At 70.3% G+C, this 22,643-nt stretch carries 16 protein-coding genes; 11 read left to right on the forward strand and 5 right to left on the reverse strand.

What is annotated here, in order from left to right; genetic code table 11:
- The first annotated feature begins 39 nt into the window (after positions 1 to 39).
- On the forward strand, positions 40 to 2,628 hold the full coding sequence (locus JRI60_RS45300) for a U32 family peptidase (protein WP_204222300.1): 2,589 nt from the start codon (positions 40 to 42) through the stop codon (positions 2,626 to 2,628).
- Between the two features lie 94 nt (positions 2,629 to 2,722).
- On the opposite strand, the gene JRI60_RS45305 is transcribed toward JRI60_RS45300, so the two are convergent.
- Entirely contained in the window at positions 2,723 to 3,166 is a 444-nt protein-coding gene (locus tag JRI60_RS45305) for a nuclear transport factor 2 family protein (RefSeq protein ID WP_204222301.1), read from the reverse strand.
- Positions 3,167 to 3,261: 95 nt separating this feature from the next.
- On the opposite strand from JRI60_RS45305, the gene JRI60_RS45310 reads away from it, so the two are divergent.
- From JRI60_RS45310 to JRI60_RS45320, 3 genes are all read left to right on the forward strand, one after another.
- Positions 3,262 to 4,320 (forward strand): prephenate dehydrogenase/arogenate dehydrogenase family protein, encoded by a 1,059-nt coding sequence (locus JRI60_RS45310; RefSeq protein ID WP_204222302.1) that lies wholly within the window; start codon positions 3,262 to 3,264, stop codon positions 4,318 to 4,320.
- Between the two features lie 118 nt (positions 4,321 to 4,438).
- A complete protein-coding gene (locus tag JRI60_RS45315) occupies positions 4,439 to 4,942 on the forward strand; it encodes a DUF3060 domain-containing protein (RefSeq protein ID WP_204222303.1) in 504 nt (167 codons plus the stop codon).
- A gap of 170 nt (positions 4,943 to 5,112) precedes the next feature.
- Positions 5,113 to 6,549, forward strand: a complete 1,437-nt coding sequence (locus JRI60_RS45320) for a serine hydrolase (RefSeq protein ID WP_204222304.1) — start codon at positions 5,113 to 5,115, stop codon at positions 6,547 to 6,549.
- Positions 6,550 to 6,565: 16 nt separating this feature from the next.
- Here JRI60_RS45320 and JRI60_RS45325 read toward each other — a convergent pair whose 3' ends face one another.
- Positions 6,566 to 8,263, reverse strand: a complete 1,698-nt coding sequence (locus JRI60_RS45325) for a dihydroxyacetone kinase family protein (protein ID WP_204222305.1) — start codon at positions 8,261 to 8,263, stop codon at positions 6,566 to 6,568.
- Positions 8,264 to 8,507: 244 nt separating this feature from the next.
- On the opposite strand from JRI60_RS45325, the gene JRI60_RS45330 reads away from it, so the two are divergent.
- The 3 genes from JRI60_RS45330 to JRI60_RS54820 all read left to right on the forward strand — a co-directional run bounded on the left by JRI60_RS45330 (position 8,508) and on the right by JRI60_RS54820 (position 15,143).
- Positions 8,508 to 10,268 (forward strand): sensor histidine kinase, encoded by a 1,761-nt coding sequence (locus tag JRI60_RS45330; protein ID WP_204222306.1) that lies wholly within the window; start codon positions 8,508 to 8,510, stop codon positions 10,266 to 10,268.
- A 36-nt stretch (positions 10,269 to 10,304) separates the two neighbouring features.
- Positions 10,305 to 11,288, forward strand: a complete 984-nt coding sequence (locus tag JRI60_RS45335; protein ID WP_204222307.1) for a hypothetical protein — start codon at positions 10,305 to 10,307, stop codon at positions 11,286 to 11,288.
- A 141-nt stretch (positions 11,289 to 11,429) separates the two neighbouring features.
- Positions 11,430 to 15,143 carry a VIT domain-containing protein gene (locus JRI60_RS54820; protein ID WP_204222308.1) on the forward strand — a complete coding sequence of 1,238 codons (3,714 nt, stop codon included), beginning with the start codon at positions 11,430 to 11,432 and terminating at the stop codon, positions 15,141 to 15,143.
- A 20-nt stretch (positions 15,144 to 15,163) separates the two neighbouring features.
- Here JRI60_RS54820 and JRI60_RS45345 read toward each other — a convergent pair whose 3' ends face one another.
- Both JRI60_RS45345 and JRI60_RS45350 read right to left on the reverse strand, forming a co-directional pair.
- Complete coding sequence (locus JRI60_RS45345; protein ID WP_204222309.1) at positions 15,164 to 15,760, reverse strand: DUF2378 family protein; 597 nt, start codon at positions 15,758 to 15,760, stop codon at positions 15,164 to 15,166.
- 46 nt (positions 15,761 to 15,806) lie between these two features.
- Entirely contained in the window at positions 15,807 to 16,142 is a 336-nt protein-coding gene (locus tag JRI60_RS45350) for a TerB family tellurite resistance protein (protein ID WP_204222310.1), read from the reverse strand.
- A gap of 532 nt (positions 16,143 to 16,674) precedes the next feature.
- Here JRI60_RS45350 and JRI60_RS45355 point away from each other — a divergent pair.
- Together JRI60_RS45355 and JRI60_RS45360 are read left to right on the forward strand one after the other, a co-directional pair.
- Entirely contained in the window at positions 16,675 to 18,777 is a 2,103-nt protein-coding gene (locus JRI60_RS45355; protein WP_204222311.1) for a hypothetical protein, read from the forward strand.
- 40 nt (positions 18,778 to 18,817) lie between these two features.
- The gene (locus JRI60_RS45360) at positions 18,818 to 19,570 is read left to right on the forward strand and encodes a hypothetical protein (protein WP_204222312.1); all 753 of its coding nucleotides are present in this window, start codon (positions 18,818 to 18,820) and stop codon (positions 19,568 to 19,570) included.
- On the opposite strand, the gene traC is transcribed toward JRI60_RS45360, so the two are convergent.
- A complete protein-coding gene (traC, locus tag JRI60_RS45365) occupies positions 19,567 to 21,363 on the reverse strand; it encodes an outer membrane exchange accessory lipoprotein TraC (RefSeq protein ID WP_204229372.1) in 1,797 nt (598 codons plus the stop codon). The genes JRI60_RS45360 and traC overlap by 4 nt on opposite strands.
- Positions 21,364 to 21,577: 214 nt before the next feature.
- On the opposite strand from traC, the gene JRI60_RS45370 reads away from it, so the two are divergent.
- Positions 21,578 to 22,108, forward strand: a complete 531-nt coding sequence (locus tag JRI60_RS45370) for a DsbA family oxidoreductase (RefSeq protein WP_343213436.1) — start codon at positions 21,578 to 21,580, stop codon at positions 22,106 to 22,108.
- A 142-nt stretch (positions 22,109 to 22,250) separates the two neighbouring features.
- A complete protein-coding gene (locus tag JRI60_RS45375; RefSeq protein WP_204222313.1) occupies positions 22,251 to 22,493 on the forward strand; it encodes a hypothetical protein in 243 nt (80 codons plus the stop codon).
- Positions 22,494 to 22,643: the final 150 nt, after the last annotated feature.

A 22,643-nucleotide genomic window follows, 5' to 3' on the forward strand; every position in this document is an offset into this window, starting at 1 on the left:
GGGACGCCGGGCCGGTGGGGGCGTGTTATGTGAGGCAGCATGCCTCCCCGACGTCCTGAAATCCTCGCCCCGGCGGGCGACCTCGATTCCATGCGCGCCGCGCTCGCCAGCGGAGCGGACGCCGTCTACTTCGGGCTCGACGAGGGCTTCAACGCCCGCGCCCGCGCCGACAACTTCAACCTGGAGCGCCTCCCCGAGACGATGGCGCTCGTCCACCGGGCCGGGGCTCGCGCCTACCTGACGCTCAACACGCTCATCTTCGAGCCCGAGCTGCCCGTGGTGGAGCGCATCCTCCGCCGGGTGGCCGAGGCCGGCGTGGACGCCCTCATCATCCAGGATCCGGCCATCGCCCTGCTGGCCCGTGCCATCTGCCCCCAACTGGAGCTGCACGCCTCCACGCAGATGACCGTCTCGAGCGCCGAGGGCATCCGCTTCGCCCGGGGCCTGGGCATCACCCGCGTCGTCGTCCCGCGAGAGCTCTCCACCACGGAAATCCGCCGGCTGGCCAGTCAGACGGACATGGAGCTGGAGGTCTTCATCCACGGGGCGCTCTGCATGTCCTGGAGCGGCCAGTGCCTCACCAGCGAGGCGTGGGGCGGGCGCTCGGCGAACCGGGGCCAGTGCGCCCAGTCCTGCCGCCTGCCGTATGACCTGATGGTGGACGGCCAGAAGCGCGACCTGGGCGACGTGAAGTACCTGCTCAGCCCCAAGGACCTGGCGGGCGTGCGCGCCGTGCCCGAGCTCGTGGACATCGGCGTCCACAGCCTGAAGATCGAAGGCCGGCTGAAGGGCCCGCAGTACGTGACGACCACGGTGCAGGGCTATCGCCGGTGGGTGGATGGAGTCGTCGCCGGCAAGCCGGATGAGCGCCAGCTCGCGAGCGACCTGGCCGACATGTCCCTCACGTACAGCCGCGGCTTCTCCAACGGCTTCCTCGCGGGGTCGGACCACCAGACGCTCGTCGAGGGCCGCTTCCCCAAGCACCGGGGCCTGTACCTCGGCCGGGTGCGCTCCGTGTCCGGCAAGGAGGTCGTCGTCACGCCCGACGAGCGTCCCTGGACGGGAGCCCTCGGCCTGGGCGAGGAGCGTCCCGAGGCGCCGGGCGGACAGGTGTCCTCTCCGCTCGCGGGAGAGCCCACTCCGGCCGACGTGGATCCGCGCCCGGGCATGGGGGTCGTCTTCGACGCGAGCACGCCCGAGGACAAGCACGAGCCCGGAGGACCCATCTTCCGCGTGGACCGGCGGGGCAATGGCTGGGTGCTCGGCTTCGGGCACCCGGGACCGGACCTGGGGCGGGTGGCGCCCGGCCAGCGCGTGTGGCTCAACAGCGACCCGTCCCTGGCGCGCCGCACCGAGGGTCTGCTCTCCCACGGCGAGCCCGAGGGCCGCATCCCGCTCACCCTGAAGCTCTCCGGCGCCGAGGGCACGCCCCTGCGCCTGCATGCGAGCGCCTGGGGGCACGAGGGCTCGGCCAGCAGCCAGACTCCGCTGGCGGCCGCGAAGGGCAAGGGCCTCGACGAGGCGCTGCTGCGGGACAAGCTGGGTGCCTTTGGAGGCACGCCCTTCACGCTGGCGCACCTGGACTGCACGGAGCTGGCGCCGGGCCTGCACCTGCCCGTCTCGGAGCTCAAGGCGCTGCGGCGCGACCTCGTGGCCGGACTCTCCGCCGCCGTGGAGCGGGGCCCCAAGCGCACCGTGGTGGAGACGCCGGTGCTGGAGCAGGTGCGCGCCTCGCTGCTCGCGAACGTGCCCGAGGCGCTCGCCGAGGACGGTGCGCGCCTGCTGCCGCTGTGCCGCAATGACGAGCAGCTGGAGGCGGTCATCGCCGCGGGCCTGCGCGAGGTGGAGCTGGACTGGATGGAGATGGTGGGCCTGCAGCGCGCGGTGGAGCGGGCGAAGGCGGCGGGGCTGCGCGTGACGATCGCCACGGTGCGCGTGCAGAAGCCGGGCGAGGAGGGCTACGACGCGCGGCTGGACCGGCTGCGGCCGGACGCGGTGCTGGTGCGCCACTGGGGAGCGATGATGCACTTCCTGGAGCGGCCGGCGGGCCAGCCGCGTCCGGTGCTGCACGGGGACTTCTCGCTCAACGTGACCAACTCGCTGACGGCGGCGCACCTGCTGCGGCTGGGGCTGGACACCCTGACCTTCTCGCACGACCTGGACGAGACGCAGCTCTTCTCGCTGCTGGACCACGCGCCGGCGAATCGCTTCGCGGTGGCGCTGCACCACCACATCGCCACGTTCCACACGGAGCACTGCGTGTACTCGCACAACCTGTCGAACGGGCGCGACTACCGGAGCTGTGGCCGTCCGTGCGAGCGGCATCAAATCTCACTGAGGGATCGCATCGGACTGGAGCACCCGGTCATCGTGGACGTGGGGTGCCGGAACACGGTGTTCAACGCGCAGGCGCAGAGCGCGGCCTCACTGGTGCCGAAGCTGCTGGAGCGAGGGGTACGCCGCTACCGGGTCGAGTTCGTCCGGGAGTCGCGAGAGGAAGCGGCGCGGGTGCTGAGCGCCTACCAGGAGCTGCTGGCGGGGCGTATCAGCCCCACGGAGGCGGTGCGAAGGACAGCGGTGCACGAGCAGTTCGGGGTCACGAGGGGAACGATGCAGGTCCTCAGCTGAAAACAAAGGGGACCCCTCGTCCAAACACAACAACCCCTCTCCCTCTGGGAGAGGGACGGGGTGAGGGTAAACGATTCCGTTCTCCAACCCGTGCTCAAGCTCCGGAGACCCGTGAAGCCGCCCGAGTGCCCGCGGAGGAATAAGCCTCGACGACCCCGGACAGGTCCTCGATGACGAGCACGCGAACGATCTTCCCGTCGAGGAAGTCGAGGACGAGAGAAAACTCGCTGTGGCAGGCCCTTCCAGTCTTCCTGACGATGAACTGCTCGTCGCCGAGGACGATGACCTGGTCGCCGTTGCCGACAAAATCCCAGGTGTGGATCTCCTGGACGTCGAGCACGTCATCGAGCCGGTCGAAGTAATCGACGATGGCCAGCCTGCCGCGGAACTCGCCGCTGAGGGGAGTCCCCGGGGGGAGGGAGAGCTTGAAGACGGCATCGTCGGCCAGCATGTCGAGGAGGGGCTGGACGGAGCCGGTGCGAGACATCTCCTCGAAGGTCTGCCGGGTGCGCTCCACGTTCTTCTTCGCTTCGGACACGGCGGGTTGCCTCTGGGTGCTGAGAAGGGAATCACTCTGCGCCTGGAGGCCGAGTCAGGTCCAAGGCCCGTGGAGGCTCGTGTACAGTTGCGGGCATGTCGCAAGTCGCCATCGTTGGATACGGACGCTTTGGCCGCGCGCTGGGCTCACTGTTGGAGGCGGCGGGGATCGGCTACCGGGCGTTGGACCCGGTGGCCGACATCCCCGAGGCCCACCGTGCCAATTCGTTCCAGGAGCTGGTAGCCGGAACGGAGCTGATCGTGGTGGCGGTACCGGTGCCGCGAATGCAGGCCGTGCTCGAGAACCTGTTGCCGCACCTGCGGCCGGAGCAGCTGGTGCTCGACGTGGGGAGCGTCAAGGTGAAGCCGGTGCACGCCCTGAACGCGGTGCTCGGCACGCGGGTGCCCTGGGTGGGGACGCATCCCCTCTTCGGTCCACTCAGCCTCGCGATGGCGGAGCGCCCCCTGCGGGTGGTGGTCTGCCCCAACCCGCTCCACCCGAACGCGGCGCGCCAGGCGCGGGCCTTCTTCGAGCGGCTGGGCTGCGAGATCATCGAGCAGACGCCCGAGGGGCATGACCGGATCATGGCGCACACGCACGCGCTCACCTTCTTCGTGGCCAAGGGGATGCTGGACGCGGGCTCGGGAGTGGACGTGCCCTTCGCGCCGGCGAGCTTCAAGGCGCTGTCGCGGACCATCGAGACCATCCGGGCGGACGCCGGACACCTCTTCGCGGCCATCCAGCACGACAACCCCTTCGCGGCGGAGGCGAGGAGCCACCTGCTCGGCGCGCTCGGAGCCATCCATCAGGAGCTGGAGGCCATCCCCCCCGAGGCCGAGGCGCCGGAGACACCGCACCTGGAGCTCCCCGCGCTCGAGACGGGCCTGCCGGAGCTCACGGAGACGCGCGAGCTCATCGACCAGGTCGACCGCGAGCTGGTGGAGCTGCTGGCCCGGAGGGCCGAGCTGGCCCGGCGAGCGCTCCAGGCCAAGGCGCAGGCGGGACAGCCGGTGCCCGACCCGGCGCGGGAGGAGGCGATGGTCGCCTCGCGGCGCGCCTGGGCCGCCGAGCGGGGTCTGGATCCGGAGGGGGTGGAGGCCATCTTCCGCGCCGTGCTGCGCTTCTCCCGGCGTGCCCAGCACACGAAAGGCTGACACTCTGAACCATTGCGCTTCATGAGTGGGACGTGTTGATTGCGCCCCAGCGGAGGCCTGCCCCGGCCTCCGAGACACGTGACGCATGTCCCAGGACAGCGTCACAGGGAGGGGTGCAATGTCGAAGTTCGTTCGAGGAACGGTGCTGTCGGGCGTGCTCGCGGGTCTCCTGCTGGCTCCCGCCGTGGGAGTGGCGCAGGGCCGCGCGTCCGTGAAGGTGGACGCGAACGGCAACGTCGAGGTGAAGGCGGGCAACACGGAGGTGAAGACCCAGGGCGCTGGAGTGAACGTCCAGGGTGGTGGCGCCGAGGTGGAGGCCCAGGGTGACGAGGAAGGCGCGGGCGCGCGGCTCGAGATTTCGGGGACGGAGAGCCAGGAGACGCACCGCTGCTCGCCGAAGACCGAGGTGGACATCACCGGCAGCGACAACGTGGTCACGCTGACGGGTGAGTGCAAGAGCGTGAGCGTGAGCGGCGCCAGCAACAAGGTGACGGTGGAGGCCGTCGCCGCCATCACCGTGACGGGCGCCGACAACTCGGTCACCTGGAAGCGGGCCGTGGGCGGCAAGAAGCCCAAGGTGAGCCGCTCCGGTGCCAACAACAAGGTGACGCAGGCGCGCTGAGCATCCGTATCCGGTGAGGCCAGACGCGGGGCAACACTCCCGGGTCTGGCCTCCGGCGTACGGTGACCCGCTGATTTTTTGATCACTCCCGGGTGCTCCCGCGACCAAGTCAGTCGAACCAGGGGCGGTTGGCCGGACCAGCCCCCGGGTCATCGGAACAGGTCACCGTCATGATGAAGAACTTCGTCCTCGCCACCGCGCTCTCGTTGAGCGCGAGCTGGAGCACCGCGTCCAAACCCTGCCTGGAGGCACGGCCCTCCCTGCCTCGGGAAATGAAGGAGAGCATCGACCAGCTCGTCGAAAGACGGATGCAGCATGGCCACATCCCCGGGCTCTCGCTGGTGGTCCTGCGTGAAGGCAGGCCCGTCTACGTCCGGGGTTACGGGAGCGCCAACCTGGAGTCGGGCGAGCCGATGACCGCGTGCACGCGCGTCTCGGTGGGGTCCACCACCAAGGCCATGACGGCGCTGGCCCTCATGCAACTGGTGGAGCAGGGGAAGGTGGAGCTGGATGCGCCGGTGACGCGCTACCTGCCCTGGTTCCAGACAGCGGATGGACGGGGCAGCGGCATCCTCGTGAAACAACTCCTCTCACATACCTCGGGCATGCCCGCCAAATCCCTCCTGGAGGGCACCACGGATGATGGCGCCCTGGAGCGCCGGGTGCGCTCCTTTTCCCAGTTGAGCCTCGCCTTCGCGCCGGGCCAGGGATGGATGTATTCCAACACGGGCTACGCCGCCGCTGGACTCATCGTCCAGACGGTGTCGGGTATGCCTTATGAGCAATACCTGGCGAGCCACGTCTTCCAGCCCCTGGGGATGAAACACACCTCTTTCGGCCCTCCGCCGGAGGAAACGGGCCACCTGGCCCAGGGCTACGTGTGGACGCGAGGGGACACCCGCCCCGCGCCCATGCTGCTCGCACGCGAGCAGCACCCGGCCGGCTCCTCGACCTACTCCTCGGCCCGTGACGTGAGCTACTACCTGGCCGCGTTGCTCGCGAAAGGACGGGGCGTCCATGGCCGCGTCATCACCCCGGAGTCCCTCCACCAGATGTGGCAACCCGCCGCGGCCACCTCCGCGGATGCCGCCTATGGGTTTGGCTGGGAGCTGGGGTCGATGTACGGGCGGCAGGTCGTCTACCACGACGGGAGCGTGGTCGGCGGCGGCTCCATGTTCATGTTGTTCCCCGACGATGGCCTGGCGGTGGCGACGCTCGCCAACCTGAATGGCGCCCACCAGCAGGAGCTGGCCAAGGCCGTTGCCGCGCTGCTGTTGGGAGCCGAGCCTCCCCCGGCCCCGCCCCTGGTCTACCGGGCTCCCAGTACCTTCGTGCCGGACACCTCGGTGTGGCAGAAGTACGTGGGCGACTACATCCTCCCCATCTATGGAACGATGAGGCTCTACGTGGAGTCAGGCCGGCTGCTGGCGGACTGGACCTACACGACGCCCACCCAGGTCCTGGAGCTCGAGGCCTACGGTGACAATGATTTCGTCATCCGCAATGAGCTCGGCATCAACGAGGGGTTGAACATCAGTTTCCAGGGCACCCCGGACGGCCAGGTCCTCCTGTTGATGAATGGCCAGCCATTTGGACGCCGCTTGTAAGCCATACCTCCAAGGCCTACTGGGCCACGTAGCGGAAGAGTGGCTTCAACCAGACGACGACGGCCGCCGCCCCGGCGTCGGGAACACCGAGGACGCGCTCGCCCAGATAGCTGGCGCGTCCCAGGCGCGGCTTCATCCGCGCGGTGGCCTCCACGCCGCGCTCCGCCGCCAGGACACAGGCTTCCCAGGCATTGGCCAGCGACTGCCCGGCCTCCAGCGCTCGAGCGAAGGCGTCCGCCGCCGGCTGCAGGGCGTCGAGCATCGTGCGGTCTCCAGGACGGGCGCCGCCGAGCTCCGCCACGGCCTCGACACCCGCCAGGAAGGCCCCGGCCCACGCCTTCGGGTCCGGCGTCGCGTCCGTCAGATGGCGGGCGGCGCGCAACAACGCGGTGGCGTAGAACGGCCCCGAGCTACCGCCCACGCTGCGGCGCAGGGCCTCGCCCATCGCCATCAACGCCCGCAAGGGATTCGCCCAGGAGGACTCGGGCAGGGCGCGCAGGGCCGCCGCGCCGCGCGCCAGGCTGATGCCGAGGTCGCCATCGCCCGCCGCGCTGTCGAGCTCGGTCAAGACCGACTCGGCCGCATCGAGCGCGTCGGCGACCGCCAGGACCGCCTCCTTGAACCGGGCCATTCCGGGCTGCTCCGCGGTGGCCGTCACGGGGGCCGGCGCGGGAGGCACGGGCCGGCGCTGACGTGCCGGAGCGAGCCTTCCATTGCCCGGCCAGGCCGGTGCGGCGGTGGCCGCGTCGAGCCAGCGCAGCCGCTCGTCGTCCACCTTCAACAGGGTCAGCGAGCAGCCCGGCATCTCCAGCGCCGTCAGGAACGAGCCACTCCAGGCCCGCTCCACGAGGACTCCCCGTTCACGCAACACGGCCAGGGCGCGGCGGGTCACGATCGCCAGCTCCATGGGCGGCGTGCCACCCAGACCATTGACCAACAAGGCCACGCGGTCGCCGGAACCGATGCGCCGGTCCTCCAGGATGGTCTCCAGCAGGGTATCCACCAGCGCATCGGCCGGCTGCAGCGGCACGCGCCGCACGCCCTGCTCACCATGGATGCCCAGACCGAGCTCGATCTCCTCCGCGCCGAGCGAGAAGCCGGGCCGGCCCGCCGCGGGCACGGTACAGGGGCCGAGTCCAACCCCCATGGAGCCGAGCTCGGCGGCGGTCGCGGCGGCTTGACGCGCGACCTCCGCGAGCGGCGCGCCGGAGGCGGAAGCGGCACCGGCCACCTTGTGCACCAGGATGGTCCCCGCGATGCCCCGTCGGCGCGAGGGCTCGACGGTGTCGCGCAGGGAGACATCGTCGGCGACGACGACGATCTCCGTCGGAATGCCTTCCGCGCGCGCCAACTCGGCGGCGAGGCCGAAGTTCAGCCGGTCACCGGTATAGTTCTTCACCACCAGCAGTGCGCCCGCCGGACCCGAGACCGCGCGGATCGCCGCCAGGACCGCATCGGGGCTGGGCGAGGTGAACACGTCGCCAGCGACCGCCGCGTGCAGCATGCCGACGCCCACGTAGCCCGCATGGGCGGGTTCATGTCCGCTGCCACCTCCGGAGATGATGGCGACCTCGCGTTGATGGACCTCGGCGGGGGTGTCGGCGCGGACCACCACGGATTCACCCTCCAGCAGGGCCTGCCCTGGAGAGAGCGAGACCAACCCCTCGAGCATCTCCCCCACGACTGCGCGGGGACCATTGACGAGCTTCTTCATCCTCCAAAATTGAACGCGCGGCCCAAGCCACGTCAAGTCCCAGCACTCCCCGGTGCCTGGCCCTGAGGGGCGGCTTCTCGGTATGTTAAGGGGGCACTCGATCCGACGCGGTCTGGAAGGCAGCGAGCGCTTGAGCCACGAAACAGGTCCCTCTTCAGAGCTGGCTCATTCCATCGCGGAGTTCCTTCGCCGAAGGAGGTCGGAAATCCTCGCGGCCTGGAAGGAGAGGGTCAGGGGCCCCCCGGTGCTCCAAGCCCACCTTCCCGAGTTCCTGGACGACCTCATCAAGGGGTTGCTCCAGTTGGAGGATGGGGGTGCTGGACGGCAGAGGACCGGGCCCGGTGAGGACAGACTCGAGCAGGTCATCCAGGAGTACGGGCTGCTGCAATCGGTGCTGCTCGAGTTCCTCCATCGGGAAGCGCGCCCGTCCCCGGAAGGCATCCAGCTCATCCTCGACTCCGTCAATAAAGGAATCCGCGAAGCCGCGGTCGGGCTTCAACACGCGAGAACCCAGACCGAGAAGTTGAAGTCCGGCGAACGTGAACGGCTCATCTCCGCGTTCAAGGCCGCGACGGCCGCGACCGCCATCGTCCACGGCCCCCAGTTCATCTACGAGTTCGCCAATGACGAATACCTGAGGCTCTTCCTGGGCACACGCGAGTACCTGGGCCTGCCTCTTCGCCGCGTGTTGCCGGAGCTCGAGGGCACCGGCATCTTCGAGCAGCTCGATGAGTCCTTCCGGACGGGAAGACGGGTCGAGCAGAGCGAGGTCCCCCTCCACTTCCGCACCGCCGACGGGACCATGAAGCTCGGTTACTACACCTACACGTTCACGCCTCATTTCGATGAGTCCGGCCGTGTCCAGGGGCTGCTCCTCATGGGGATCAACGTGACCGACTACGTGCTCGCGCGTCAGGCGATCCAGCGAAGCCAGGAGCAGTTGCAACTCATCACCGATCGCCTGCCCGCCTTCGTCAGCTATATCGATCGGGAGGGCCGCTATCGGTTCGTCAACCGGACCTACGAGACCTGGTACGGAATCAAGGGCTCCGAGATGCTGGGCAAGAAGCGCCGCGACTTCACGACCGAGGAGACCGCGGATCTCGCGGAGCCCTATGAGAGGCGCGCGCTCTCCGGCGAGCCGGTGCGCTACGAGAACGTGCTGCGCAAGCCCTCGGGTGAGTACACCATCCAGGATGTCGAGTTCGTCCCCGACCGGGATTCCGAGACCGGGGAGATTCGCGGCGCCATCATCGTCGCCCACGACATCACCGAGCAGAAGAAGAGCAGGCAGGCGCTCGAGGATGCGATCCGCGCTCGCGACGAGTTCCTGTCGATCGCCTCGCATGAGCTCAAGACCCCGCTCACCTCCATCCAGCTCCAGACCCAGATGATGAAGCGAAGCATCGAGCAGGGCCGCCCGGACGCGTTCGATCCCCCCCGGGTGACCCGGCTCGTGGTGCAGACCGACAAGAGCGTCCAGCGGCTGACCCGGCTGGTGGACGACATACTGGACATCTCCCGCATCTCCACCGGGAAGCTCACCTTCACACCGGAGACGTTCGACCTGTGTGAGCTGGCCCGGGAAGTCGTGGAGCGCATGGCCGTTCAAGCGAGCGGCGCACGCATCACCTGCGAGAGCCAGGACCAGGTCGAGGGCGCCTGGGACCGCTTCCGGATCGACCAGGTGCTCACCAACCTCGTCACCAACGCCATCCGGTACGGTCAGGGCTCACCCGTCAAGGTCACCGTCCATTGCTCGGGCCCTTACGCCGAGCTGAGGGTGCGAGACCAGGGACCGGGCATCACGCCCGAGAACCAGGAGCGGATCTTCCTGCGATTCGAGCGCGCGACGTCCGCGAGCACCGTCAGCGGCCTGGGTCTCGGGCTCTACATCTCCCGGGAGATCATCGAGCGCCATGGAGGGTCCATCCGGGTCGAGAGCGAGCCCGGCAAGGGCGCGACCTTCATCGTGAAGCTTCCCCTGAGGGTGGCGCCCCCCTGACGAGACAGGCCCCATTCGACCTAGAATGGGGATGGAATGATCGAACCCGCCCAGCCCATGCCCTCCCCCGCCGGGGAGCTCGCCCCTCCCATCGATGTCACGCCCGAGGAGCGCGAGTACCAGCGGGCCCGGGTGGCCTTCTTGCTCCCGGAGCGAGCGAGCAGCGGTGCGCTCCTGCTGATGGGGACGCTCGTCCTGTTCGCGCTCTCCATGTGGGGCGAGCACGACTGGCGGTACCTGGTGCTGCTCATCTCCGTGCTGCTCTTCCACGAGCTCGGACACTGGGCCGGGATGCGGCTGTTCGGCTTCCAGGACGTGCGGATGTTCTTCATCCCCTTCTTCGGCGCGGCCGTGTCCGGGCGCAACCAGGGCGCGGAGAGCTGGAAGGAGGCACTGGTGCTCCTGCTGGGACCCGTCCCCGGCATCCTCGCGGGTTGTGGGGTGGCGATCTTCTCCGCCGCCACGAAGTCCCAGGGGCTGACGGAGGCGGCGTTGCTGCTCCTGGGCCTCAACGGCTTCAACCTCCTGCCCCTGGTGCCGCTGGATGGAGGGCGCCTCTTCCAGCTGCTCCTCTTCAGCCGCCACCGCTACCTGGAGCTCGCCTTCACCCTGCTCACCTCGCTGGCGCTGATCGGCGTGGCGCTCGCGCTCGAGACCTGGCTGCTGGCCGCGGTCGGTCTCTTCAACGTGATCGGACTGTTCCGCCAGGCGCGGCTGCTGCGTCACGTCCACGAGCTGCGCGCGGCATACCCGGGCATGGTGCAGGGACCGGAGCGGCTCGATGACACCTCGACGCGGGCCCTCTACGACGCCTCGCTCGCGATGGCGGGCACGAGCGGTGAGCACGAGACGAATGCCTACGTGGGGCGCGCCCGGGTGATGCGGGAGCTCCACCAGCGGGTGCGGCAACACCCGCCCTCCGCGCTGGCCAGTCTCGCGCTCTCCGGCGCGTGGTTCGCGGGGCTGCTGGCGCTCCTCGTCGGGCTGGTGCTCCTGGCGTGGGCGTCCAGAGCGTCCTGAGCTCGGGGACGCAACCTCCGAAGGACAGGTTCCGATAACGTGCCCGGTGTCAGGGCGCTCCGCGAGGGCGGGGCCTACGTCGGCTACTGACGGGGGCCACCCCATCACGGCGGGGGCCCGGGTGGACTAATCTGCGGTGCCATGTCCCTCCCGCGCGCCCTGCTCACCGGATTCCTCCTCGCGGCCATGGCCCTGTCGGGCTGCAAGCGCGACTCCCAGGTAGACGAGAAGAAGGCCGCGGAGCCCGAGCTGCCCCGGGCGGATCCAGCCCTCTTCGCCCGCGCCGGGCTCACCGCCCCCACCACCGCGCCGGGCATGCCGGACCCGGGCACGGTGGTGCTCTCGGAGCTGCGAGAGGCCATGGCCGACCCCCAGCCCGTCACCGAGCCCGAGCTCTGGAACCTCGTGCGGGAGGCGAACTGGCGCGAGGAGGGGCAACCGCCCGGCGAGCGGCGCGGCAAGGCGGAGCGCTCCGATGAGGAGAGCTCCACGCTGGGCTCTTCCGGAGGACAGCCTCAGCTGAGGCGCAAGAACCTCAGGAACTTCGGACAGGCGGAGGACGGGGAGGCGTCCCCCAGAATCGACATTCGGTCTCCCTCCCGAGTGGAGGCCCTGGTCCAGGAGGAGCCGCCGCCCCCGCCGGCTTCCGCTCCCGCCGCGGAACCCGTCCCGGCCCCCTCCGCGGCGCCCAAGCCCACCATCCCCGCGGACTACGCCGAGCAGCGCAGGAGGCTGGCGCAGTACGAGCGCCCGCGCGTGCTCGATCAGAAGCGGCGGGAGGTCATCCAGATCATCAAGGGAAGCGGAGCGCCCGCGAAGGCGGACGCGAAGCCCCTCGCATCCAAGAAGCTGGCGCGGCCGGAGAAGCCAGCGCCCGAGCCTGCGGACGAGCCGGCGGACGAGGCACCGCGGCCGGTGCTGCCCAAGGTGGAGTCCGCGCCGCGCATGGCCAAGGTGTTGGTGCGGGACGAGTCGGGCCGCTACCAGCCGCTGAAGGCCCGCGCGGTGCGCGTGGTGACGTACATCCAGGGCGCCCGCGCGCGCACGGTGGTGGACTACCTCTTCGAGAACGACACCCCGCGCACGCTGGAGGGCACCTTCTATTACCCGCTGCCGGGCGGGGCGACGGTGGCGGGACTGGCGCTGTACTCGGGCGCGGTGGCGGTGGACTCGCCCTCGCTCTTCCAGTCCGCGGAGCTGCTGCCGCCGCTGGGGGACGACTCGGGGAAGCCGGAGTCGCTGGCGGCGGCGGCCCCGCCGAGCCCTCCGGGAGCGAAGCGCTCGTGGGGCGTGGCGCAGGAGGCCCGCGTCGTCGAGCAGAAGCGCGCCCGCGAGGTCTACGAGGACGTGGTGCGCCAGGGCGTGGACCCGGCGCTGCTGGAGTGGGCGGGAGCCTCGACCTTCAGCGCGCGCGTCTTCCCGCTGCCGCCAAAGTCCCTCAAGCGCGTGGTCGTCGCCTACGAGCAGACGCTCCTCTTCGATGGCCAGCACCTGCGCTACACGTGGCCGCTGCCGCCGGGAGCGGGCCAGGCGCTGAAGGTGTCGGCGCGCGTGCACGTGGACCCGAGGCACGCCGGTGAGGTGACGGTGGGCCCGGACGCGGGACAGCCGCGCACGCTCGGAGCCTGGCGGGCATGGGACCTGCCGCGGCTGAAGGGGGACGGCGCGCTGGACGTGGCGCTCACCCCGAGGAGCGCGGAGGCGGACGTGCTGGTGGGCGGGGACCCGGCGGGACTGCCCGGGCACGCCTTCTACACGCGGGTGCGGCTGCCGGAGCGGCTCACCGCGGGCAACGAGGGAGCACCCACCGGGCGCGCGGTGCTGGTGGTGGACACCTCTCTGTCCTCGGAGGAGGGCAATGCGTGGGCCCTGCAGGCGGCGCTGCTGCGCGCGCTGCTGGAGAAGGATGAGAGCCTCGGCGAGTACGCGGTGCTCCTCTTCGACGTCCGCCCGCGCTGGTTGCATGGCCCGGGCTTCCGGCGCAACACGCCCGAGGCGCGCCAGGAGACGTTCGCGGAGTTGGAGCGTGTCTATCTCGAGGGTGCCTCGCATGTGGATGGAATGCTGGCCGAGCTGGACCGGGCCAGCCGGGACTGGCTGAAGCCGGCGGCGAGCGGCGGGCGGGTGACGGCCTTCCTGCTCTCGGACGGCAACGTCACCTGGGGGCAGAGCCACGTGGACGCCCTCATCTCGAGCCACTCCGCCACGGAGACGCTGCGCTGGGTGGGCTACCGCTTCGGCGAGGCGGCGGTGAACCAGGAGCTCTTCGACGCGCTGGCCCGGGCAAGTGGAGGCCGGGTGGTGAACGTGCTGTCCGGCGCCGAGGTGGAGGCGGCGGCACGCGCGCACCGGGCGGCCTCGGTGGTGCTGGCCCGGGTGGAGGTGAAGGGCGCGCAGGTGAAGGACCTGGTGGTGGCGGGCCGGCCGCACCTCGTCTTCCCCGGGCAGGAGCTGCAGGTGGCCGGGCGGCTGGTGGGTGACGGCGAGGCACGGCTGGAGGTGGTGACGCAGGCCGCGGGAGAGGAGCGCTCGCTGGCGGTGCCGCTGCCTCGCGAGGAGGACAGCACCTTCGCCCCACGCGCCTGGGCGGAGCTGTTCGTGTCGCGGCTGGTGGCGCTGGACGACGTGAAGCTGGACCGGATGGTGCTGGCGCTCAGCCAGCACTACCGGCTGACCAACGCGCGGGCCTCGATGCTGGTGCTGGAGTCGGAGGGGGACTACGTGCGCTACGCGGTGCGCGACGAGCAGATGGACCTCTCCGACCTGGACACGCTGAGGAAGCAGCAGGAGGACCAGCGGCGGGACGAGCTGCTGGGGCTCTCGCTGAATGGCGTGCCGGAGACGGGCCGCGAGGTGCTGCGGGTGCTGAAGGCGAAGCAGGAGGTACTGGGCTCGAAGCTGAAGGCCCAGGCCCTGCGGGACGCGCCCTACACGGGCGGCGAGGAGCGGCTCCAGGCGGAGCTGGAGTACCGGAAGGCACGGCGGGCCAACAAGGACGACGTGATGGTGTACGAGGCGGTGGCACGCAAGCGGGCCTTCGCGGGGGACACCTGGGGCGCGGTGCGGGCCCTCTCGTCACCGGTGGAGCTGCGCCCGAAGGACGCCGAGGCGCTCCGGCTGGTGGGCTACGGACTGCTGGCGCTCGGCCAGTACCCGGCCGCCGCGGAGCTCTTCGAGCACGTGCGCCTCAACCGTCCCTTCGAGCCCCAGTCCTACCTGGAGGAGGCCCTGGCGCTGGACGCCGCGGGGCGGCCCGCGGAGGCGGCGCGCGACTGGGAGATCGTCCTGGCCGGCTCCTGGAAGCGGCATGACGAGCAGACGAAGAAGGTGGCGGCCTTCCACTACGGCCGGATGCTGGCGGCGCTGGCGAGGCACCCCCGGCTCGTGGGCGAGATGAAGGTGCTGGAGTCGCGCCGGCGCGAGCTGGAGGAGCTCGCCAGGCAGGGACCCATCGACTACCAGCTCACCACGCACTGGAACTCGGATGGGACGGACATCGACCTGTGGGTGGTGGAGCCCACGGGAGAGAAGTGCTTCTACAAGCACAAGCGGACGTCGCTGGGCGGAGAGCTGTACTGGGACATCACGGACGGACTGGGCCCCGAGCTGTACCACGCGCGCGAGGCCGTCACGGGCACGTACTTCGTGGTGGTGCACTACTACGGCAACAACTCGCCGAGGTACGCGGTCCCCACCGCCCTGCTGCTGGTGTCGGACCGGGACGCCTTCTCCAAGGACGACGCGTACCAGCGGCGCTTCCAGGTGCGCATCCTGCCCAGGAAGGACGCCCGGCTGTTGCTGCGGCGCGAGGTCGTGCTGACGGAGAACGTCCCGGTGGCCAGGACGGAGGAGTGAGCACCTCCGCCCTCCGCGCCCTACCAGGTGAAGAACAGGTGGAACTCCAGCCCCGGCTCCCAGCTCGCCTCCAGGGAGACCGTCGTCCGGACGCTGGTGATGTTCCGGACGGTCGCCTTGTAGATGCCCAGGAGCAGCGAGGGCCCCAGCAACTCACGGAAGAACACGAGCCGGCCCTGGGTGGGACCCACGCTCTCGTACCTGCGCTCACCGTAGGAGCAGAGGAACTGGGCCGATTTCACGGAGAAGGCCAGGCGGTCATGCGCGTTGCCGCTGTCGCTCATCCGGTAGGCCTTGATGAGCGGCAGCTGCAGGACCCGCCGCGTCATGTGCTCCCCGATGGCTTCCAGCGCCTGTCCGTACGACAGCTCGCCCCGGCCCGCCACGCGGTCCGCCGTGGCGTCGACCAGCCGCAACAGGTCCACCACGGGATACCGGGCGACCGCCACCCACTCCCACACGGGCCACGTGGCGGCGCGCAGCGACTCCGCCTGATCTCGCCCCAGCAGCTCGCTCATCGCCAGGAAGGCGCTCTCGCAGAACACCCCCGCGATCTGATCCTCGGGCCGGGCCCGCTGGATGCGCTGCCGTAGTGCCTCTCTCGTATCCTCTTGCATCCACTCCCCTCCCCCTGTGCCTCCGGATGCGGCCAGGACCCTCGGGTCAACGCTCGGGGCTCAAGATGATGCGCAGCTCCTCGAGCATCTCCTGCTCGGAGGCCTGCAACTGGCCGTCGCTCGCGATGAGCGCGCGGGCCGCTTCGAATACCTCGTCCGGGCGATCTCGCAGCAGCGCCAGGTCCGGCGCCGGGGGCGGCGCGTTGCTCTCCAGGGCCTTCTTCAGGGCGGCCACCTCCCGCTCCGGCACCCCCCAACTGCGCGCCGAGCCGAGCAGCAGTCCCGCCTCCCGCTCGTCGATCCGACCGTCACTCCAGGCCAGCTGGAGCATCAGCTTGAGCACCTCGATGTTGAAGTCGTCCTCGGCGGCACGCCTGGCCATGCGACATCCTCCCAGGAACGAGCCTCGCCGTTCCCGCAGCGGGCGTCCACAGCGTGTTCGACCGTCCTGCGGCACACACCCCGCCCGGGCCCCACCCCGGGCTCCTGCCCACCCGGCGACACCCCGGCGGCGGCCGGGGCCTCGCAATTCCCAAAAACCCAGCAATCCCTCGCATGCGGCGGCCAGGGCCTCACGTCCCGAGGCAATTGATGCGGCGTAGCTGCAGCTCCGCCAGCCCGGCAAAAGCCTGACAAGCCTCCGCGCGCACCCTGCAAGTCATTGTTTGCCCGACTCCACGCGGGAGCCGTTTTCCCTGAGATATACCGGGGTTCCAGGGTCTCGACCCGACGGAGCGGAGTTTTCCAGCCACGCCGGGCGCGCGCAAAACGCTGGGCAAAGAATGGCAGCCGCACTTGACGAAAAGAGTGCCTGGGCGTTCTCATTTTCGTGCAAGGGATTACCCTCTCGTGGAACAAGAAAGACCACGATGAGGCAGCGCCCTCGCCGCCGCGTCCCCGAAGGAGGAGGAGCCATGAGCAGTACAGACCTCGAGACCCCGGCTGGAACGGTGCTCGCCGCCGGGAGCTACTCGGGCTACTCGCTGCACGCCCAGGGTCCCGAGGAGGGTATCAACCTCATCCTGTCCCAGCCCGGCATCAGCTGCAGCCGGGTGACGCGCCTGAGCCCCACCTCGGTGTGGGCCATCCCCTCACCGGGTGCCGAGCTCCCCTCCCGCGAGCGGCCCCTCCACCTGCTGCTGGATGGCAACGGCCACACCATCGGTCCGCTGCGGGGTGAGATTCTGTGGAGCGACTCGCGCCGGTACGACGCGCCCCTGGGCATCCAGCTGGTGGGGGTGTCCCTGGAACAGGGGCAGCAGATCCTCTCCCTGCTGGACGCGGAGGCCCGGAGGGGACGCGCCCGCCCCGCGGTCTCGCCGCTGCCCATCGAGGAGGCCCTCGTCCAGCCCGAGCGCATCCGCTCCGTCCTCAAGTCCGTGTGCGTGATGAAGCACCAGGGCCTGCTGCGGCAGCTGGGCCGCACCCTGCGCGTCACCCTGGAGTACTTCGACGTCGAGTCCTCCCAGCTCCACTGGCGCCGGGAGGATCCGGAGCTCGACTGGGGCGCGGCGCCCTATGACATCGAGGTGGTGGGCTACAACTCGGCCTACCGGATGCGCGTGCCGGCGCTCGAGGTGCGCGGGGACCGGATGATCACCCCCATGCCCCGGCGGCTGTGGAAGGTGCGCCACCGCTGGCACCGGCGCGTCCCCGCCCCCGCCGGCCTCCGGGCCCGTTTCCAGCACCCGCTGTGGAACCAGCTGGGACCCCGGGAGCGAGAGGTCCTGGACCTCTCCTTCAGTGGCATGGGCCTGCGGGGCGTCCCCGAGGACCTCGTCTTCCCGGGCCTCCTCCTCCAGCCCATCGAGGTCTGGGGCGATGACGACGAGCCCATCCTCCTGCGCGGCGAGGTGCGCCACGTGGCGGACAAGCAGCCGGAGGGGCAGCGGATGTACGGCCTGCAGGTGACGCCCTGCACGCCCATGGACGAGTCGCGCTGGGTGCACCTCGTCTCCCAGGCGCTCTGCCCCTCCACGCGAGGGGGCGCGGAGCTGCTCGAGCCGCTGTGGGAGCTCTTCGTCGACTCGGGCTACTTCAACCTGGCCGGCAAGACGACGGAGCACTTCGAGGAGCTGCGCACCGGCTTCATGCACCTGAGCCACCGCGCCGCGCACCTGCCCCGGCTCTTCTGCCAGACGGTGTGGCCCTCCGAGCGAGGGGTGGAAGCCACGCTGTCCTCCGTGCGCCCCTACCGTCACAGCTGGCTGGTGCACCAGCTCGCCAAGCGCTCCGGAAAGCCCGCCGTGGACGTGCCGCCCGGGCAGATCCTGCGCGACATCCACGTGCGCACGCTGGAGCACTCGCAGAGCGATCCCCACTTCCGGTGGCTGATCGCCTACGCCGAATCCACCGTCCCCCTCATGGAGCGCGTCCACATCCCCTACGCCCAGGCCCAGGTCCCGAGCGGCGACGCGCTGGTCATGCCCGTGCGCCTCATGGACGTGAGCTGCGAGGAGGAGAGCGGACTGCCCGCGGACGGGCTGGACATCGGCCCCGCCACCTCCTCGGAGAAGCTGCGGCTGGCGGAGGAGATCGCCCGCACCCGCCCGGCCTGCTACGTGGACGCGCTGGACTTCTCGCGCGAGCGGATGGACATGGGGGACGCGGCGGAGACGTGGCTGGAGGCCGGGCTGGAGCGCGAGCGCCGCATCCTGGTGGCCCGCCGCGACGGCGTGGCGCTGGCCGCCATCGTCCTGGAGCTGGGACCTCCCGGGACGAACCTCTTCCGCCTGCTGGACGCCGCGCGCCTGTTCCCGCTCGCACCCGACGGCCGGGACGCCTACGTCGCCCTGCTGGACGAGGCCCGCCGCTGGTACGCGCGCCGGGGCCGCTCCTCCTTCGTCTTCCTGCGCGAGGACGAGGACGACAGCTACGCCGCCGCCGCGCGGCTGCATGACGAGCCCGGTACCCGGCCCTGCCTCTGGCTGCTGTCGGCCCGGCTGCTTCCCGAGTTCCTCGAGTACGTGAGCGAGGCGACCGTGGGTCGCCTGATGCCCACCCACCGCAACCCCTGACGTGAAGTGCAGTACCAGCTGTACCCAAGGAGTAGGCACCATGAGTCTGGTCAAAGAGCTGTACGAGCCGTATGTGCTGCCCGCGCGCGCCCGCATCTCGACGGATCCGGTGATGCGCAGGCTGGTCGATCCCGCCATCGAGCCGCTCGTCCTGGAGCGGTTCTTCATCCAGTTGAACTCCCTGGGCGTGTACATGACCGAGCCCGTGGAGGGGTGGATCCGCCGCGCCGGCCAGCGCTGCATCGCCCAGGGCCAGGACTCCATCGGCAGGTCCCTCGTCGCGCACGCGAAGCACGAGGCCGGCCACCACCAGATGATGATCGACGACGTGCGCCACCTGGTGCGGCGGTGGAACTCGCGGCGCGGGCAGACCCTGCACGTGGAGCGGCTGCTCGCCCAGCACCCCACGGACGCGATGCGCGCCTACCGGCAGCTCCACGAGCAGACCATCATCGGGGACCTGCCCGCGGGGCAGATCGCCATCGAGTTCGAAATCGAGAACCTGTCCGTGGTGCTGGGGCCGCACCTGCTGTCCAACGTGGCGCGGGTGCTCGGCCGCGAGACGCTGGAGGGGCTCAGCTTCCTCAAGGAGCACGTGAAGCTCGACATCGGCCACACGGCGCTCAACGAGCGGATGCTGGAGGAGCTGCTGCAGCAGATGCCGGAGAACGCCCGGACGCTCGCGGAGCTCGGCGCCGAGGCGCTCGACATCTACCTGCGCTTCATCGGTGACTGCCTGCACTCGGCCGAGACGGCGCTGTGGACCCCGACCGAGGTGGTGGCGGTGGCCTAGCGGCCGAAGAGGGCCTCGGGCTTGTCGAGGCCGCGCGCCTTGGCCAGCGGCAGGAGGATGTCCTCGGGAGGCGCATCGGCGGTGAGCAGCAGGGCGCGCACCGCCGTCTCCACCACGTCCTCGGCGCTGGGACGCACCATGCCCCGGCGCGCGTCCTCCACCTTGCGCTGGCGGTAGACGTCGAAGCGCTCCTTCACCCGCGTGGCGATGGCCGTCATGGCCCTGTCGCCCGCCTCCACCCGGAGCTCCGCCTCGCTGCGCAGCTGCACCGGATCCGCCAGCACGCCCACCTTGTCGTAGGCCTTGTTGGCCGAGTCCTCGTGCATCGCCGCGTAGTCCTCGGTGCGCGGCGAGGCGGCGACCGCGTCCTTGGCCAGGTCCACCAGCCGCTCGGTGACGCTGGCGGTGATGGCGAGCCGGTGCAGCTCCACGTCATACGGGTACTCGCTGTAGACGGGCTCGTCCACCGTGAGGGGCTCGCGGTAGTAGGCGTCCCGGCCGCGCTGCACCTCGCGCCGCTGCGCCTCGGCGGACTCCTGGGCGGCCGTCAGTCGGCGCTCCAGCTCCTGCGCCGCCGCGCCCCGCTGCGACAGCGAGCCCTCCTCGCCATCACACTGCGAGTTGCAGCGCGCGGGGTTGCACTCCTGGGGCACCTGCCCGTTCTGGCTCTGGGTGAAGGCCCGGGTGCACTCGGTCAGCGCGGTGGCGCACAGCTTGCGCTCGCGCTCGCGGCAGCGGAAGGCCACCTCGCGCGCCTGCACCAGCTCGTCCTGCTTGCGCAGGTAGTCGCGCAGCACGCCCGACAGCTTGCGCTCCACGTCCTCCAGCTTGCGCTCCTGCTCCAGCAGCGCCGTCTCCAGCTCCACCCGGCGCGGGTTGGGCACGGCCTTGTTCGTCACCAGGTAGCGCTGCGTACGCTGGGACTGCTCCACCGTCTTCTCCGGCCGCACCCGCTCCAGCGCCACGCCCAGGCGCACGCCCTCGTGGTCCTTCGGCGCCTCGGTGGTGATGACGCGGATGGGAACCTCCTGCGGCAGCAGCGCCGACAGCCGCCCGGGCGACAGCCGCTGCACCACGTCCGGCGCCTCGGCCTTGTCCTCCGCCGGCCCGGCCACCACCAGGAAGGCGATCTCATCCTGCAGCTTGCGGCGCACCGCCTCGGCGCGCTCGCGGGCGGGCGTGGCCCCCACCCGCTCCTGGTCCGCGCGCACGTACGCCAGCAGCGCGTTGCCGGGCTTGCCCTCCTCCTCCAGCCGCTGCGCCGTGGTGAACCACCGGCGCGCCCACGCCGTCTTCACCGCGTCCACCACCTTGCGCGCCTCCGCGTGCGTGGCATCCACCGCCAGCACCGCGTCGAGCTCGGCCCGCGCGTCCTGCAGCCGCTCCTCCTTCAGCGCCTTCTGGGCCACCTCCACCCGCGCGTCCAGCGTCTGGGTGAGGAGCGCGCGGGCCGGGTCGTTCTCCCCGTCCAGCTCGAGCGCGCGCACCAGCAACTGCGAGGCCCCGGCCAGGTCACCCTCGGAGTGCCTGGCCTGGGCGGCCTGGAACACCTCGGCGCTCCACTGCTTGCGCATGGCGCGCAGCTTCACGCGCACCTCCGAGTCGCCCGGCTCCACGGCCAGGGCGCGCTGGTAGGCGGCCTCCGCCTCCGCCCACTTGTGCTCGGTGGTGAGCTGGTCGCCTTCCTTCACCGCGCGGGAGAAGGCCGAGCAGCCCGCGAAGGCGAGCAGGGCGAAGAGGGAGAGGGCAATCAGTCCCAGACGGCGGGACGGAGACGATGAGGGGCCGGGCATCGAACGCACGGCCCCATCTTCGGGGAAAGCCGCGCCTGGATGAAGAGATGATTGAGTGTTCGACCACCAGGCAAGCAGTCTCTGGAAACGGACGGGTCACGACGCTATGAAGAAGGTTCCAACCCCGAGGTGAGCCATGTCCGTGCGCATCCGCCTGTACTCGGATTTCGTCTGACCGTTCTGCTTCATCGCGGAGCGCAGCAGCCTGGTCAGGCTGCAAGAGGAGTACGACGTCGAGGTGGAGTGGAAGGGTTTCGAGCTGAACCCGGAGACGCCCCGTGGGGGCATCTCCCTGGACCAGCTCTTTCCGGGCCGGGGAGAGGCGATGCGGGCCCACGCGGAGCAGTTCGGCCGGAGCTTCGGTGTGTCCCTGAAGGTCCCCGCGCGCATGTCCAACACGCGCCGGGTGCTCGCGGTGACGGAGTGGGCGAAGGACCAGGGCCGCTTCCAGGCCTTCCACCAGGCGGCCATGGAGGCCTACTGGCGGCGGGGTGAGGACCTCGAGAGCCCGGACGTGCTCGCCCGTCTGGCGGAGCAGGCGGGCCTGCCCGGCGAGGGAGCACGCGGCGCCATGGACTCGCCCGAATACCAGGCCCGTCTGGACACCCTGCGCGACGAGGCCCGGCGCGACAGCGTGCGCGGCATCCCCACCTTCTTCATCGGGAAGACCCGCGTGGTGGGCTGCCAGCCGTACGAGGCTTTCGAGCAGGCCGTCCAACTCGCGGGGGCCCGCCGCAGGCAATGAAGCGCTCGCTCGCCCGGCTGTTGTCCACACGGAGCGCGACCCCACGCTCGCGCTCCACCGCTCGGGAATGACGCGACGCACCAGTGGGTATGAATCCAGTCTCCAAGAGGGGGGCCCATATTCCAAGAGGGAGTTTCAGCGAATGGCCTGCTCGCCACCGAAGCCAAATCCCACCGAGCTCCGCCTGCCCATGTGGGCGGACCACCATCGCGTCGAGGACTACCGCAACGTCCACTGCCGCCACTACGCGATGTGCATCGACGCGGCGGTGCGTGAGGACTGGGAGGGCTTCTCCTGCCAGAAGTGCCCCCTGTTCCACAATGACGCCGCGCCTCGCGCGGAGCAGTACGCGTACGATCAGCCGGCGGACAACGGTCGGCCGTAGTCGAAGCCGACCATCTCCCCTCTGGACGGCCCCCGGGTGTGTGCCAGCACACGGGCCCACCCGGGTGTCCGTGCACTGAAGCACGCGGGGCATGTCCCCCCGGCCACTGGCCTCCAGACGCATGTAGGTCCCCCTGGCCTTTCCGGCAAC

It is taken from the genome of Archangium violaceum, from assembly GCF_016887565.1.
GTDB lineage: Bacteria > Myxococcota > Myxococcia > Myxococcales > Myxococcaceae > Archangium > Archangium violaceum_B.